The sequence below is a fragment of the Sorangium sp. So ce726 genome, assembly GCF_051521405.1.
Taxonomy (GTDB): domain Bacteria; phylum Myxococcota_A; class Polyangia; order Polyangiales; family Polyangiaceae; genus Sorangium.
Map to the genome: position 1 here is coordinate 5,178,723 of NZ_CP150349.1, position 14,805 is coordinate 5,193,527.

A 14,805-nucleotide genomic window follows, 5' to 3' on the forward strand; every position below is an offset into this window, starting at 1 on the left:
GAAGCGTGTAGCCTGCGCTGCGATGAACGGGCGCCTCCTCGCCGCCTTCGCCGCGACCGCCACGCTCCTTGCGGGCCCACGCGCCCGCGCTCAGGGTGTGGGAGAGACGTGCGCCGCCTCGTACGAGCAGGCGCAGCAGCTCGTCCGCGACAGGGCGCTGCTGCGCGCCCGCGCCGAGCTCCGCGTCTGCGTGAGCTCGTGCCCGGCGACGCTCGCCCGCGACTGCCAGAGCTGGAGCGAGCAGGTCGAGCGCGACATGCCCAGCGTCGCGCTGTCGGCCACGTCCGCGGACGGCCACGCGCCGGGCCGGGTCCGGGTGCTCCTCGACGGCGCGCCGCTTGTCGACGCGCTCCCGAAGGACCCGATCGAGCTCGATCCCGGGCGCCACACGCTGACCTTCGAGGACGCGGCGGGGACGCGGGTCGTCACCGTGGTCACGCTGCCGCCGGGCGACAAGGCGCTGCCGATCGCGGTGCGGTTCCCTGCGCCTGCGCCGACGCCGTCGCGCCCCGCGGCCGGCGCCGACGCGCCGCCGGTGCGGCAGCGCTGGCCGCTCGTGCTCGTCGGCGTCGGCGCGGCGGGGCTCGGCGTGGGCGCGTTTCTCGGCGTCAAGGGGCACCTCGATCGGAGCGAGCTCCGCACGCGGTGCGCGCCCGGATGCCCGGCGGAGGACGTCGAGGCGATCGATCTCACGTGGAAGGCCGGCGCGATCTCCGCGGGCGTGGGGTTCCTCGCGGCCGGCCTGGGCGCGGTGCTCTACTTCCAGCTCGATCCCGTCGCGCCCGCCGCGCCGGTCGCGAGCTTCTCGTTCTCGCCGGGCGGCCCCGGGCTCTCGCTCCGCGGCGCGTTCTGAGCGCCGCGCCGCGCGTCCCGAGCACCGCGCAGCGCCGCGCGCCCCGTCAGCCCTTGCTGCGGATGCCGTAGCGCTCCATCAGCCGGTGGACGAGCTGCCGGGAGACGCCCATCGACGCGGCGGCCCGCGCCACGTTGCCGCCGCTCTCCCGGAGCTTCATCGCGATGTACGTGCGCTCGAACTGCTCGACGACCATGTCGCGCGCCTCGCGGAGCGGCAGCGCGGCGAACTGGCCGACGCCCATGTCGGCGGGCCGCGGCGCCACCTTGACGATCGCCTCCTCGGCGAGGTGCGGGAACAGCATGAGCCGCGCGACGGTGTTGCGGAGCTCGCGCACGTTGCCCGGCCAGTGGTGCCCGCGGAGCAGCTCCAGCGCGTTCGGCGGCAGGTCGGCGAGCGAGCGCGGCGGCACCTGCGCCGCGAGGAAGCGCTCGACGAGCAGCGGGATGTCCTCCTTGCGCTCGCGCAGCGGGGGCACGACGGTCTCCACGACGGCGAGCCGGTAGTAGAGATCCTCGCGGAACGTGCCCGACGCGACGCGGCCCTGGAGATCGCGGTGCGTGGCGGCGATGACGCGGGCGTCGAAGGACGTGTACGCGGCGGCGCCGACGCGGCGCACCTGGCGGGCCTCGAGCGCGCGCAGGAGCTTCGGCTGGAGATCGAGCGGGAGCTCGCCGATCTCGTCGAGGAAGAGCGTGCCGCCGCTCGCCTCCTCGAGCAGGCCGGCGCGCGCGCTCTGGGCGCCCGTGAACGCGCCCTTCGCGTAGCCGAAGAGCTCGGCCTCGATGAGGTTCGGGGCGACGGCGCTGCAGTCGAACACGACGAAGGGGCCGCCGCTGCGCGGGCTCGCCTCGTGGATGGCGCGGGCGAGGACCTCCTTGCCGGTGCCGGACTCGCCGAGCAGGAGGATCGTCTCCGAGGTGGCCGCTGCGCGCTCGAGGCGCGCGAAGAGCGCGCGCATGGGGACGCTGCTGCCGAGGGCCTCGCCGAAGCTGGCCGAGGTGGAGAGCGGGACGACGACCGGGGCGCCTCCGACGCGCACGGTGAGGGGCACGCCGCCCAGGGACGCGATGGCGCCCGGGGTGAGGAAGCCCTCGACGATCAGGACGTCGTTGATGAACGTGCCGTTCTTGCTGCCGAGGTCGGTGAGGACGACCCCGCGCGGCGAGAACCGGAGCTGGCAGTGGCGGCGCGAGACGCGCGAGTCGGGGATGATGACGTCGCACTCGCCGCTCGTTCCGAGCACCAGCGGCGCGACGCCGAGGGCGGCCTCGATCGGCGGGCTCTTCTGCGGGGTGACGAGGATGCGCAGGTCCGGGAGCTCGACCGCGTCGCTTCGGAGGGTCGTGATCGTCCGGGTGGGGTCGTGCATTGATCGCGCGGGAGGGGGACGGGGCAGCATCTCCGAATTTTCGGCGGATTTCCAGCGCGCGGTGCGTCCGGGGCGCTGGACGCACGCCGCCAGGATATCCTCGCGAGGTGCTCGAGTTCACGCAGTCCGAGGCCAAGATCCTGTCCCAGTGCGTCACCCGCTTCACGGAGGCGTTCCGCCGCGACGTGGCGGACGTGATCCGGCAGGAGTTCCGCGGCTACGAGCCGCCGGAGGTGACGGAGCTCATCGGACAGCTGAGCCTCCTCGGGCGGCAGCTCGAGCTGCGCCCGCCGCACGCGCAGATCCACGACACGCAGGGCCCGCTGCTCAAGCGCATCCTGATCGACCTCCGGCGCGACAGCGCCACGGCGATCGAGGAGCCGCTGCAGAAGGCCGTGAACGCCGAGACGATCCGGCACCTCCGGCGCGAGGTCCACGGGCTGGAGCAGCTGATGGCCGCGCCCTGGTTCGCGGCCACGCGCGCGCTCAAGGTGCCGCAGCTCACCGACTACATGTCGATCCGGCACGCCGAGGCCGTGATGCCGGAGGCGCCGCCGCTCCGGCCGCGCGAGTTCGACGAGAAGTTCCACATCCTCGAGGCGCCCGGGCTCTTCCTCCCCGACCTGGCGCATTACCGGGCGCGCTGCGCGCTGCGCGGCGCCGCGATCGCCGTGGCGTTCATCGACATCGACGACTTCAAGGAGTTCAACGTCCAGCACACCGAGACCGCGGTCGATCTCCACGTGCTCCCGCCGCTCATGGAGAGCATCGAGGCGCACGTCTTCGCGCACGGGCACGCGTACCGGTTCGGCGGCGACGAGTACATGATCACGCTGCCCAACGCGACGCGCGCGTGGGCGGTGGACTTCCTGCGCGCGCTCCAGGAGCGGCTCGCCCGCCGCCGTTACCGCCGCGTCGAGCGGTCGCCGACGATCTCGGCCGGGCTATGCGTCGCCGACGTCGACTGCTTCCTGACGGATCGCGAGATCCAGGGGCGCGCCAACCTCGCGAAGAACCACGCGAAGGCCACGGAGAAGGGCAGCGTCGCCACGTACGACGGGGAGCTGTTCCGCCCCGAGGATCTGGTGCTCGCGTGAGGCCGGACGGTGGGATCGCGGCGGGCGAGGCGCGCGCCTCCGGTGACGCGCCGCCGGAGGCCCCGGGCGGCCTGGTCCTGCCCGAGCCGCTGTGGGGCGCGGTGCGCGCGGCCTACGGCGAGCCTGGGCGCGCGTACCACGACCTGGCGCACGTGCGCGAGGTGCTCCGCTGGATGGGCGAGGTCGCCCGCGACGTCGGCTGGCGGAGGCCGCGGGAGGTGTTCCTGGCCGCGCTCTTCCACGACGCCGTGTACGTGCCCGGCCGCCACGACAACGAGGCGCGCAGCGCGGAGCTCGCGCGCGAGGCGGTGGCGCGCTGGCTGCCCGGTGAGGGGCTCGACGAGGGCCTCATCGAGCGGCTCATCCTGCTCACGGCGCGCCACGGGGCCCTCGGGCCGGCGGACGTCGGCGAGGAGGAGGCCCTCTTCCTCGATTGCGACATGGCCATCCTGGGCAGCGACGCGGCGGTGTTCGACGCGTACGACCGGGCGATCGCCGCGGAGTACAGCGCCGTGCCGCCCGAGTTTTACGCTGCAGGCCGGCGGCGCTTCTTCGAGAAGCTGCTCGCGACCGAGCGGATCTTCCTCTCGCCGCACTTCCACGCCCGCCTCGAGGCGAGCGCGCGCGACAACCTGCGCCGGAAGCTCGACGCGGGCGCGTAGCGGAGCGGCGGTGGCTCGTCAGGGGATGGTGCGGTCATCGCGGGCGCGGGGTGGTGGGGTACGTTGGGTCTTTTGAACCGCCAAGGCGCCATAAGACGCCAAGAAAAACACAAAAATCTTGGCGTCTTATGGCGCCTTGGCGGTTCCATCATTCCGGCAGGGTGGGGTAAGTACCCCACGATCGGGCGCAGCGGTCCGCGCCGGGGGGTCGCGCCGGGGGGAGCCCTGCCCCTTGCGCGATCACCAGCTCTTCACGTCGCTCTTGCTCACGCGGCACGTGGCGGTGTCCCACTGGCTCGCGCCGCCGTGGAGCTTCTCGGACTCGCCCATGTGATCGGTGACGGCCTTGTATTCCTGGCAGATCTTCGGCTTGTCGTCGTCCGCGTCGTAACCCCCCTTGACGTAGAGGTTCGTGATCGTGACCGTGTCCCCGTAGTTCTGGTTCGCGCCGGCGACCGTCGTCTTCACGCGGTCCACCCTGACGTTGTCGATGATCAGGTGCCGCGGGCCGCCGTTCGCGGTGCAGTCGCCGCACGAGCGCCAGAGCTTCCCGAAGTCGGCGATGTACGAGTTCGTGACGATGGTCGTGGAGCCGCCCTTCGCGTTGTGCTGGAAGATCTTGTCGGCCGAGTGCAGGGCGATGGAGCTGTTGATGTGCATCGTCGCCCCGTCGGCGCTGTTGGTCGCCGCGTCCTCGCAGACGTCCTCCCAGTAGACGTGATCGAGCGTGCAGTCGCCCTTGCAGACGATGCCGTTGCCGCCGGGGAGGCCGCCGGCGATGATGAGGTTCTTCACGGTGACGCCGTCCTCGACCTCGAACACGGTCTTCTGGCCCTCGCCGTCGTCGCAGTCCTCCGTGTTGTTCACGCCGATCTTCTGGTTGTTGAAGTCGTAGACGTCCTGCCCGCCGTGGGCGGCGTTCTTGAGCACCGTCGTCGCGTTCCTGATCTCGCCGTTGCCGTTCGTGGGCGTCGGGATCTCCATCGGGAGCTCGTCGCCGAGCGGCTCCTCTCCGCCCGTGCCGCCGGTGCCGCTGCTCGTGGTGCTCGCGGCCGTGCTGCTCGCCGACGTGGTGCTCGCGGCCGTGCTGCTCGCTGACGTGCTGCTCGCTGACGTGCTGCTCGCTGACGTGCTGCTCGTGGTCGTGCTGCTCGAGCTGCTGCCGCCGCCGCTCGCGGCGCTCGTGCTCCCGCCGCTCGCGACGGAGCTGCTGCTCGAGCTGCTGCCCCCTTGGCCGTCGTCCGGCGTCGCCGCGTCGTCCGAACAGCCGAGCTGGGAGGCGCCAGCGGCGCCGATCACGAGCAACAAAGAGAAAGCTGACTGCAATCCGAATCTCATCTCGCTACCTCTCGTTCTGGATCACGATGGACGACCCGCGGCCCGGAAGCGATCGACGCCAGCCGGCGGCGTCGATCCCGCCACGCGACCCGTCGAGGGGGCAACCACGAACCCACGCTTCACGCCGTTCAGCTGGCCTCTGCGTCCAGCCTCTGCGTCCAGGAGAATGCAAGCGCCGATCCAGGACGCGCGGCGGAGCTTCGGACCCCGGCGCGGACGTGCGCTGCGGCCTGCGTGTCAACGCGATGTCGACACCGGTTGACGAACGCGGTTGACGCGCAGGCGCTCCGCGCGCGGGCAGAGTTGACGAACGCGGTTGACGCGCAGGCGCTCCGCGCGCGGGCAGATCAGAGCGCGACCAGCAGCGCGAGCGACGCCGCAAGCAGCGCGACGGGCGCGACCAGCAGCGCGAGCGGGGCCGGCGGCTCGGGCTCGTGCCCGGGGCCGCTGGAGTTCGATGACAACGACGCGTGCGCCTTCACGGGCATGTGCCCCTCGGCGTGCGGCATCGAGGACCTCGGCTCGCGCACCTGTGCCTGCTCGGACGGCGTCGCCGACTGCGAGCCGTGCCTGCCGCCGGATCCTGCGCAGTACCCGATCAACCCGGTCGCGGTTGACTGCAGCGCCGTGGGCGGCAACGGCAGCGCTGCGTCGATCCGGAACAGCCCCTGTACCGCAGCGGAGGAGGGGACCTCGTGCATCGGCGACGATTCGGGCAGCGCCCGGGGCTGTGTCTGCTGGGATCTCGGCGCCGGCTTTCAGCGGGAGTGCGGCTCGGTCAACAAGTGGTTCGCCAAGTAGTCGTGGGAAGGCGCGAATGACCTCTTGATCCGAGCGCGGAGCTCCAGGGGAGGGCGCCCCCAGGCGACGGCGATCTCTTCTCTGGGATCTACGAGCCGGATCTGCGAGCCGGCCGAGCGCAGCGCCCGACCGGCTCGCGCTCGGCAACTCAGAAGATCGGGTCGTCCTTGCAGCCGAAGATCACCTTGACCGACCCGGCGCCGCTGCTCGCCACCTGCTCGCACGCGGCGCCGTACAGCTGGATGGTCGTCATGTCGGGCCCCGTGTAGTTCCAGCCGTTCATGCCCGTGGCGTCGTGCGTGACCGCCTGGTCCCCGACGAACACGCCCACGTGGTCCGGGTTGGGCGGCGGCGCGCTCAACGGGAACAGGCAGGTCGAGATCTCTCCCGTGATCGTCAGCAGCGACGTCACGAGCTGGTCCTTCGTGGCCGCGAGGTAGAACTTGGGCGCGAGCGGATCCGGGTCCGCTCGCGGCTCGAGCCCCGCGACGGCGAGGCCGTTGAGCGCCTTGACCTTGCTCTCCTGGGAGGCGATCCCGACCACGAACGTGTGGAATCCGGCGGCAGCCGCGTTCGTCACCGACTGGACCGCGAACTCGTCCGAGTCGCTCGTGGGGCACGACGGGTCGCCGTCCGTCGCCAGCAGGATGTATTTCGGGTCGTCGTTCTGGATCGATTGCAGGTACTCGACCGCCTTGTTGATGGCGTCGCCCGTCGGCGTGCCGTCCCCCTCCGGGGTCGTGCTGGAGATCGCCTGGTTCACCGTAGGCGCGTTGTCGCTCGCGATCGGGATCAGGATATCGTGCGGGAAGCTCTCCTCCGTGCAGGAGCCTGTCCTGTCGCCCTGCGGGAAGACCTTCAGTCCCCAGGAGGCCGCCTCGTTCGTCGCCGCGATCACCTCCTGCAAGGCGGGCACGACGATATCCCATTTCGACGGCGTGCCCTCGTCCCCGCTCGGATCGTCCTGCATCGACGCCGAGCGATCGAGGACCAGCAGGATGCTGGCCGGCTTGCGCTCGACGTTGAAGTTCTGACGCCCGCAGTCCACTTCCTCTCCGCCGGTCGTGGCGTCAGGGGTGAAGTCGCCTCCGGGCTCGCCCCCCGTCGCGCCGCCGAAGTCGTCAACTCCGGGGCCGGCCCCCGTGCCCGTATCGCCGCTGCTTCTACCGCTGTCGCCGTCAATGCTCGCCGCGCAGCCCGATAGCGCTGCCAACGTCACGACGGAACACACCAAGGACGCTCTCCGCATGCTACCTCCCGTAAGCAGACTCCAGGTGACGCCCTCACGATCGCTCTGCCGGCGCCCGCTCTCCCGGACAGGAGCCAGCAGGCGCGTCAGCGAGCGCCCTGCGTCACCAAAATATTGGCTGAACTCCCACGATGCGCGCGGCGGGCTCAGGCGCCTGCGCGCCGTTCGCGGGGGCATCGCAGCAAGGCGCGTGCCCCGGGGCGCGGGGTGGCCCGAGGGTGCCCTCGTGGCATGCTGACTGGCATATTCTTCCCAAAGGCTCCTTCCGCCCCATCTCTCGTGGCGGGGCGCCCTGCGTCGTCGCCCGGGGCTGTCCACCGCGGGTTGACACGGTGGACGCTCGCCGGTGCGTCCGCGACCGGGCGTGCTCACGCGAGCTCGCCCTTGGTGAGCTTCGGGTCGGGCTGGGAGCCGAGCGACTCGACCTCGACGCCGAACGCCTGGGCGATCGACACCAGGATTCGGCTGTTCGTTCCGTCCGGCAGCGTGATGCCATCGCCGTCGCCGCCCGGTTGTGAGCCGTCGCGGCCTCCAAGCTGCCCGGTGCGGCCGGCGATCGCCGCGGCCGCCAGGGACGGCCAGCGCTCATCACTCGAGATCGTCCGCGAAGCTCTCGAGCCAGCCCTCGATGTCCTCGGTCGGGACGACCAGCGGGCGCGAGGTCGGCGCTGCCGCCGGGTAGCCGCCCACCTCGTCCTGGCTGTTCACGAGCATGCCGCCGCCAGACACGAAGTCTTCGATGATGCGCAGGTCGACCTCATCGCGGTCTCTGGGGCGCGCGCCCGCGTGCGCGAGCACCGAGTCGACGACCGACGCCGCGGGGAGCGCGATGAGGCCGTCGGGCCACACGGGCTTCTCGGGGAGGATGACGATCTCGGGGGAGGCGAGCGGCGCCGGTTCACCGCTCGCATCGACGACGATGTTGTCCTCCAGGTACGCCGAGCCCATCGAGTTGGTGCCCACCATCGGGAGTCCTGGCAGCGTGTCCACGCCGTGCTGCATGTAGTTGCCGACGATGCTGACCCTGGGAGGCTCCGGCGCGATGCCCGAGCTCTCCCACTCCCTGACGACGGGGCCCAGCCGCATCGCCCATTTCCCGGGATTGTACACGACGTTGTTCACGATCGTCCCCGTCGCGAACCCTTTGAACCAGGGGTTTCTCTCGTAGTTGTGGGCGTAGAGATTGCCGACGACGGTGACGTCGGTGCAGTAGTCGTGCACGAGGGTGCCCATCGAGTGCGCGCCCTTCGCGTGCACGGATTCGTGGAGCCCTTCGGCGATGATGTTGTTGCTGAGGATTACGCGGTGCGATGTGCCGGCGGGGCCGTCGAAGCGGGGGCCCGAGACGGACAGGTTCTCGTCCACACCCCACGCCACCGAGCAATGATCGATCACGATGTTGTACGCGGAGGGGCCGTCCGTCGTGACGTCGGGCTCGAACCCCGACGCCGGCGCAGCGCCGGCGTCGCCCATCCTGAATCGGAGATGCTGGATTCGCACGTCGTGCGTCGTGATCCTCATCCCGCCGCGGATCAGCGTGATGCCCGGCGAGGGCGCTGTCTGGCCAGCGATCGTGACGAGCGGCTCGGTGATGTTGAGGCGGGCCTTGTTCAGATCGATGATCCCGCCGACCTCGAACACGATGATGCGCTGCCCCGGCGTCTCGATCGCCTCGCGCAGCGATCCCGGGCCGTCCGCGTCGAGGGTCGTCACCTTGATCACCGTGCCCACGTCCTCGACGGGCCCCGAGCCGCCGGCGCCGCCCGAGGCGCCGGAACCGACGGTGGCCGAGCCGCCGGAACCGACGGTGGCCGAGCCGCCCGTCCCGTCCGAACCGCCTGAGCCGTCCGAGCCGTCCGAACCGCCTGAGCCGCCCGAACCGCCTGAGCTGCCCGAACCGCCTGAGCCGCCCGAACCGGTGGTGGCGGAGCTGCCGGCGCCGCCGGAACTGCCGGCGCCGCCCGAGCCGATCATGGTAGAGCCGCCGGGGCCGCCTGCCGAGCCGCTGGTCGCCGTGTCTCCAACGGGATCGGTCGAGCATGCCGCAAGTATCATGAGCATCGCCAGCGCGGCCGCGTCGGACGCGCGGCGAGCGCGGAGGAGTCGAATCTGCACTGGTATCTCCGTTGTTGAGGTGGACCCCGCTCCGAGAGGTCCGCCTTTCAGGGAAGCTTCAAAGGTCGATCTTGCCCACGCCCGCGCCCGCCATCACGATCGCCGGGACATCCGCGCTGCTGTCCACCGTGTAGTCGTAGTAGGTGCTCGGCTCGACGACCGGGCCAGCCACCTCGATCTCGTGGTTGCACTCGACGAGGGTGTTGTCCCGAGCGACCATGCGGCCAGGATTGTTGTCCTCGAAGATCACCCGGCCGGGGTTGTTGACGCTGAAGAAATAGTTGCCTTCGGCGACCACCCCGGCGTTCCAGGTGGACGCGATTCCATAGCTGTTGTCGTTGTAATAGTTGTTGTAGACGTGCACGGGCTCGCCGAAGCGAACCCGCGGGTTGCGTTGATCGGAACGATCGAAGAAATTGTGGTGATAGGTGACCCGGAGCCGGCCGATGTCCTGAGAGGCGCCTAGCTCGTCGTGCCCGAGGAGGCAGGTCTTCGTGTGGTCGTAGAAGTGGTTCCACGACACGGTGATGAGATCCGAGCCCCGCTTGATGTCGAGCGCGCCATCGCCCCCGTTCGAGAGATCGCAGTGATCGATCCAGATGTGGTGAGAGAACATCTGGATGTTGATGAGATCGTCCGAAGCGCCGGTGATCTTGAGGTTGCGGATGATGATGTTGTGGACCGCGTCCGGCGGAGGGGAGGTGATGGCGTTGTCCACCGGCAGGCCGATCTTGAGGCCGCCGCCGGTGAGCGTCGCGTCCGCGCCGAGGCCGAGGATCGTCTTGTGGGACGTCACGTCGTGCATGCCGTCGGTGGTGCCGGTGGGCAGCGCGATCGTCCCGGAGACCTGGACGACGTACGGCCCAGGGCGCGCGATGTAATCGAGGAACTCCTCGGTCGTGGTGACCGTGACGACCGGCCCGCCCGCGCCGCCCGTGGTCGTCCTGACGCCGTCACCCTCCACGCTCGCGAACCCGTCCGGCCCGTCCCCGAGCACCGGCGGCGCGCCGCCGCCACCGCCCTGGCCGCTCGATGTTGCGCCACCGCCCTGGCCGCTCGATGTTGCGCCACCGCCCTGGCCGCCCGCGCCTGTGCCAGCGCCCCCGCCGTTGCCGCCCGCGCCCGACGAGCTGCCGTGGCCGCTCGATGTTGCGCCGCCGCCCTGGCCGCTCGTGCCGCCCGGAGCGCCGCCTCCCGCGCCGCCCTGTCCGGCCGCCCCGTCGCTCGGCCCGGGCGAGCTCGCTGCGCCGGAGCAGCCGACCAGGACCGTGTAACCCAGGAGGACCGACGAGAGAACAGCGCCTTTCATGAACACACCCTTTCGAACGGAACCACCGCCCCCGGGCGCTCCATGCGCCGAGCTCGGGCGGGCAACGACCGCCCACCGCGGCTCACCGTCGCTGCGCTCGATGCGCGCGCGCCCTGGCGTGGCGCCCAGCGCATCGCGCAGCCAGACCACGCGTGAGGTGCCGGCCGCCGGACCTGCCGGAGCCGCACCTCGTCCGTGAAGGGGAGACAGGCAATTACGATGCCGCCTTCTCCAAGCCGTCCCCCGACGGGCATTCCGGGCTGCTGGAAACCGCGCTGTGCTTCCGGCGTCAACGCCCTTGTCGCAGCGCGCCGTGAGCTCGCCGAGTCAACCGCGGGTTGACGTGCTTGACGGCGCCGACGCGCCCCATGTCAACCGCGCGTTGACCACCAGCCATCGGCGGGAGCTCCGCCGACGCCTCGTGGACAGCCGCTCGCGTCAGCGCTGGCTATGGCGGCCATTCCCGCGGAGAAATTCTAATTAAGCCGTGATGGCGCCGACACGGCGGCGAACGGCACGACGGTTGCGTGTGCGTTTCGCGCTGCGCGCTGCGCGTCGCGCAGGACAGACACGGCGCGCCGCGAAAGCCCGAATGAGGCGCCGCCGGCGAGCGCCAGCCATCGATGGTCCGACGTCCGTTGCCTCGACGACGGATAGCACGATGACGCCAGCATCCCAGTCGAGGCAGAGGTGAAGCTGAATGATGACCTCAAGCAGCAAGTCAGGTCGGTCTCTCGTGTTCCCGCTCGCGCTGCTGGCGCTCGGCCTGTGCGCGTGCGGCGGCGGCGAAGCCACCTCTCCGGCGGCGGATGGATCCGGTGGCTCCGGGGGCTCGCCCCCGGCCGGCACCGGCGCGACGGCGGGCAGCGGCGCGACGGCGGGCAGCGGCGCCACGGGCGGCGGCTCCGCCTCCAGCGCTGCGAGCGGCACGTCGAGCGCGTCGACCGGCGGCGATCCGCCGCCGGATCCGCCGCCGCCCGACCCCGAGGACGGCCCCGTCGGGTTCGCGTCGCTGAACGGCGGAACGACCGGCGGCGAAGGTGGAATGGTGGTGACGGTCTCGGACGCGGAGTCGCTCCTGGAAGCGATGGCGGGCACCGAGCCGCGCATCATCCAGATCTCCGGGACCATCGAGCTGTCCGGCATGAACGACGTGGGCTCGAACAAGACCATCGTCGGCCTCGGCGCCGACGCGAAGATCGTCGGCGGCGGGCTGTACCTGTACCGGGAGAAGAACGTCATCATCCGGAACATCACGTTCCAGGACGCGAACGAGGACGCCATCGGCATCACCACCGAGACGACGAACGTCTGGATCGATCACTGTACGTTCATGAACGCGGCCGACGGCCTGCTCGATATCGTCCGGGAGTCGTCGTACGTGACCGTGTCGTGGAACGTCTTCAGGAACCACCACAAGACGATCCTCATCGGGCACTCCGACGCGGCCTCGGCGGACGCCGGCTTCCTCAAGGTCACCCTCCACCACAACTGGTTCGACGGGACCCAGACGCGCCATCCGAGCGTCCGCTTCGGCCAGGTGCACGTGTTCAACAACTACTACCTCAACAACCTCTCCTACGGGGTCGCGTCGCGCATGGAGGCCGACGTCGTCGTGGAGGGCAGCTACTTCTTGAACACGTGGTTCCCGTGCCGGGCGGGGTATGCGGACTCCGAGCCGGGGGACATCGTGGAACGCAACAACGTCATCGAGACCAACATGGCGCCTCCGCCGTCGGAGGACCCGAACGATCCCCCGCCTCCCGCGACGCCGGTTTGCGAGACGCGCGGCACGGCGTTCGATCCTGCCGCGATGTACTCCTACACCGCGGACCCGGCGGGGAGCGTTCCGGCGCTGGTCATGAGCTACGCGGGGGCCGGGCGGATCTGAGGCCATGAGAGGAGGACCCTTGAAGAACAGGACATTGTGCTTGGCGACGCTGGCGCTCGGATGCGCCGCGATCGCGACGGGCTGCAGCGTCAGCGCCGGGGCAGGGGACACGGCCTCGAGCGGAGGCGGCGGCGGGCCCGCGGCGGGGTCGACGGGGACGGCGTGGGGCGTCGCGAGCGGCGCCCAGAGCTCCTCGGCATCCGGCGGCGGCGCTCGCGCCGCCTCGACATCCGGCGGCGGCGCGAGCGCCGCCTCGACGTCCGGCAGCGGCGCGAGCGCCGCCTCGACGTCCGGCAGCGGCGCGAGCGCGACCACGTCGTCGTCCACGGGCGGCGGCCCCGCCGACGCGTCGCTGATCGGCTTCGCGGCCGTAAACGCCGACGGTCTGGCCACGACGACGGGCGGCTCCGGCGGCGAGGTCGTCACGGTGACGACCTACGCCGAGCTGGTCGCCGCCCTCGGAGACGACGCGCCGAGGGTCGTCCGGATCTCGGGCACCATCGTGGGCGGCGGCGCGCCGATGCTGCGCGTGCGCTCCAACAAGACCCTCATCGGCGTGGGCGCGGACGCGACCATCGACGGATTCGGCTTCGACGTGAGCGGCTGGACGGAGGAGCTCGCGGCCAGCACGGGCGAGACCTGCACGGCCGCCACGCCCGAGGGCTATACGCCGGTATCGAACGTCATCATCCGGAACCTCACGTTCGTCAACTCGGCGGACGACTCCATCAACGTCCCGTGCTTCTCGCACCACGTGTGGATCGATCACAACACGTTCGAGCGCAGCCACGACGGGTCCGTCGACGTGAAGCGCGGCTCGGACTGGGTCACGGTTTCGTGGAACCACTTCCACGAGACGGACAAGTCCATGCTGCTCGGCCACAACGACGACAACGGCGCGCAGGACACGGGCAGATTGCACGTGACCTATCACCACAACTGGTTCGATCACAGCAACCAGCGCCACCCCCGCGTCCGCTTCGGGCACGCCCACGTGTTCAACAACTTCGCCGTCGGGCTCGGCGACTACATGATCGGCAAGGGCGTTGGCTGCTCCATCTACGCTGACGGGAACTACCTCCAGGACGCCGAGGCCGCCACGGATGATTACGGCGGCTCCGACCTCACGTGGACCGACACGAACGTCCTGCTCAACACGGATCCCGCCAGCGCGAACGGGCAGGGGTTCGACCCGTCGATGTTCTACGCGTGGACCCCCGATCCCGCCGAGGAGATCCCCACGCTCGTCCCGGCCGGCGCCGGCGCCGGGGTGCTGACCGGCGACGAGCACTGAGCCAGACTCACCCCTTCCAGCCGGGCGGCGGCTTGGCGAAGCCGGTCTCGGTGGGGAAGGGGCTGGCGGTCTCGCGCTGGTGCAGCCCGTCCACGTCGATGCCGAGCGCCCTCAGCCCGTCGCGCTGCTCGTAGCGGATCACCAGCACAGCGGCGGGCTTGGGGGTCGCCCGGGTGAACTGCGTCGACGTGATGCGCGACTCGCGCCGCTCGCCGAAGGTCGTGCCCAGCCCCTTCGGCGCTGCGGGAGCGGGCGCGGCGCCCGGCGCGGGGGCTGGCGGCGGAGCAGCGGGCGCGGGCGCTCCATACCCCCCCGGAGCCGGCGGCGGCAATCCGCCGCCCTGCGGCCCGCCGAACGCCGGCGGGGGCGGGGTGAAGGGCGGCGGGGGTGGCGGCGGCAGGGGCGCGAGTTCCTCGAACACCGCCAGGCCGATGACTCCCACGTTGCGGGGCTTGCCGATCTGCGCGGCGTACGACTGCTCGATGCTCCCGAACCGGAACGTCGCGACCTCGGACTGGCTGATGCGGAACCCGGTGAAATCGAACGACTCGTGCGCCCTGATCACCAGGCCGCGGGCGTCGAACGACGCGTCCTTGCCGCTCTGCACGTCGAGGCCGTCGACCGTGGGCACCACCTCGACGCGCGCGCCCGTCAGGTTCCGCACGCGCAGCGCATAGCGCTGGCCTGACCGCCCCTCGACATAGGTCGTCTCTCGATGGACGTACTCCCGCGTCGGCGTGAGCGCGCCGCTCTCCTCGACGAGCAGCTCCACCTCGACGATCCCCTTCAGGTCTCGCATCTCGATGCCCCTCTCCCTGAGCCGT

General features: G+C 70.9%; 13 protein-coding genes. 7 read left to right on the top strand and 6 right to left on the bottom strand.

Going from position 1 to position 14,805, the window contains the following annotated elements; genetic code table 11:
* Positions 1-22: 22 nt before the first annotated feature.
* Positions 23-853: a hypothetical protein gene (locus WME79_RS19250; RefSeq protein WP_437537901.1), complete on the top strand. Its 831-nt coding sequence runs from the start codon at positions 23-25 to the stop codon at positions 851-853.
* A 46-nt stretch (positions 854-899) separates the two neighbouring features.
* Here WME79_RS19250 and WME79_RS19255 read toward each other — a convergent pair whose 3' ends face one another.
* The gene (locus WME79_RS19255; RefSeq protein ID WP_437537904.1) at positions 900-2,225 is read right to left on the bottom strand and encodes a sigma 54-interacting transcriptional regulator; all 1,326 of its coding nucleotides are present in this window, start codon (positions 2,223-2,225) and stop codon (positions 900-902) included.
* Positions 2,226-2,332: 107 nt separating this feature from the next.
* On the opposite strand from WME79_RS19255, the gene WME79_RS19260 reads away from it, so the two are divergent.
* Both WME79_RS19260 and WME79_RS19265 read left to right on the top strand, forming a co-directional pair.
* Positions 2,333-3,322, top strand: a complete 990-nt coding sequence (locus WME79_RS19260; RefSeq protein WP_437537907.1) for a diguanylate cyclase — start codon at positions 2,333-2,335, stop codon at positions 3,320-3,322.
* A 14-nt stretch (positions 3,323-3,336) separates the two neighbouring features.
* Positions 3,337-3,984 (top strand): HD domain-containing protein, encoded by a 648-nt coding sequence (locus WME79_RS19265; RefSeq protein WP_437539885.1) that lies wholly within the window; start codon positions 3,337-3,339, stop codon positions 3,982-3,984.
* Positions 3,985-4,224: 240 nt separating this feature from the next.
* Here the strand turns inward: WME79_RS19265 and WME79_RS19270 are convergent, their stop codons facing one another.
* Complete coding sequence (locus WME79_RS19270) at positions 4,225-4,968, bottom strand: pectate lyase (protein ID WP_437537910.1); 744 nt, start codon at positions 4,966-4,968, stop codon at positions 4,225-4,227.
* On the opposite strand from WME79_RS19270, the gene WME79_RS19275 reads away from it, so the two are divergent.
* Both WME79_RS19275 and WME79_RS19280 read left to right on the top strand, forming a co-directional pair.
* Positions 4,907-5,584 (top strand): hypothetical protein, encoded by a 678-nt coding sequence (locus tag WME79_RS19275; RefSeq protein WP_437537913.1) that lies wholly within the window; start codon positions 4,907-4,909, stop codon positions 5,582-5,584. The two genes, WME79_RS19270 and WME79_RS19275, sit on opposite strands and share 62 nt — an antisense overlap.
* Positions 5,581-6,123, top strand: coding sequence for a hypothetical protein (locus tag WME79_RS19280; RefSeq protein ID WP_437537915.1), 543 nt, complete (start codon positions 5,581-5,583; stop codon positions 6,121-6,123). Before WME79_RS19275 ends, WME79_RS19280 begins: the two co-directional genes overlap by 4 nt.
* A 148-nt stretch (positions 6,124-6,271) precedes the next feature.
* Here the strand turns inward: WME79_RS19280 and WME79_RS19285 are convergent, their stop codons facing one another.
* From WME79_RS19285 to WME79_RS19295, 3 genes are all read right to left on the bottom strand, one after another.
* Positions 6,272-7,342: a vWA domain-containing protein gene (locus WME79_RS19285; RefSeq protein ID WP_437537918.1), complete on the bottom strand. Its 1,071-nt coding sequence runs from the start codon at positions 7,340-7,342 to the stop codon at positions 6,272-6,274.
* A gap of 618 nt (positions 7,343-7,960) precedes the next feature.
* On the bottom strand, positions 7,961-9,487 hold the full coding sequence (locus tag WME79_RS19290; protein ID WP_437537921.1) for a pectate lyase family protein: 1,527 nt from the start codon (positions 9,485-9,487) through the stop codon (positions 7,961-7,963).
* Between the two features lie 58 nt (positions 9,488-9,545).
* A complete protein-coding gene (locus WME79_RS19295) occupies positions 9,546-10,796 on the bottom strand; it encodes a pectate lyase family protein (RefSeq protein WP_437537924.1) in 1,251 nt (416 codons plus the stop codon).
* Positions 10,797-11,496: 700 nt separating this feature from the next.
* On the opposite strand from WME79_RS19295, the gene WME79_RS19300 reads away from it, so the two are divergent.
* A complete protein-coding gene (locus tag WME79_RS19300; RefSeq protein WP_437537927.1) occupies positions 11,497-12,687 on the top strand; it encodes a pectate lyase family protein in 1,191 nt (396 codons plus the stop codon).
* A 19-nt stretch (positions 12,688-12,706) separates the two neighbouring features.
* The gene (locus tag WME79_RS19305) at positions 12,707-13,981 is read left to right on the top strand and encodes a pectate lyase family protein (RefSeq protein ID WP_437537929.1); all 1,275 of its coding nucleotides are present in this window, start codon (positions 12,707-12,709) and stop codon (positions 13,979-13,981) included.
* 7 nt (positions 13,982-13,988) lie between these two features.
* Here the strand turns inward: WME79_RS19305 and WME79_RS19310 are convergent, their stop codons facing one another.
* Positions 13,989-14,780, bottom strand: coding sequence for a hypothetical protein (locus WME79_RS19310; RefSeq protein ID WP_437537932.1), 792 nt, complete (start codon positions 14,778-14,780; stop codon positions 13,989-13,991).
* Positions 14,781-14,805 lie beyond the last annotated feature (25 nt).

What these genes read in the sequence shown, in the direction of transcription:
- WME79_RS19250 (WP_437537901.1), top strand. Translation starts at nt 23, where the DNA reads ATGAACGGGCGCCTCCTCGCCGCCTTCGCCGCGACCGCCACGCTCCTT.
- WME79_RS19255 (WP_437537904.1), bottom strand. Translation starts at nt 2,225, where the DNA reads ATGCACGACCCCACCCGGACGATCACGACCCTCCGAAGCGACGCGGTC.
- WME79_RS19270 (WP_437537910.1), bottom strand. Translation starts at nt 4,968, where the DNA reads ATGGAGATCCCGACGCCCACGAACGGCAACGGCGAGATCAGGAACGCG.
- WME79_RS19295 (WP_437537924.1), bottom strand. Translation starts at nt 10,796, where the DNA reads ATGAAAGGCGCTGTTCTCTCGTCGGTCCTCCTGGGTTACACGGTCCTG.
- WME79_RS19300 (WP_437537927.1), top strand. Translation starts at nt 11,497, where the DNA reads ATGATGACCTCAAGCAGCAAGTCAGGTCGGTCTCTCGTGTTCCCGCTC.
- WME79_RS19310 (WP_437537932.1), bottom strand. Translation starts at nt 14,780, where the DNA reads ATGCGAGACCTGAAGGGGATCGTCGAGGTGGAGCTGCTCGTCGAGGAG.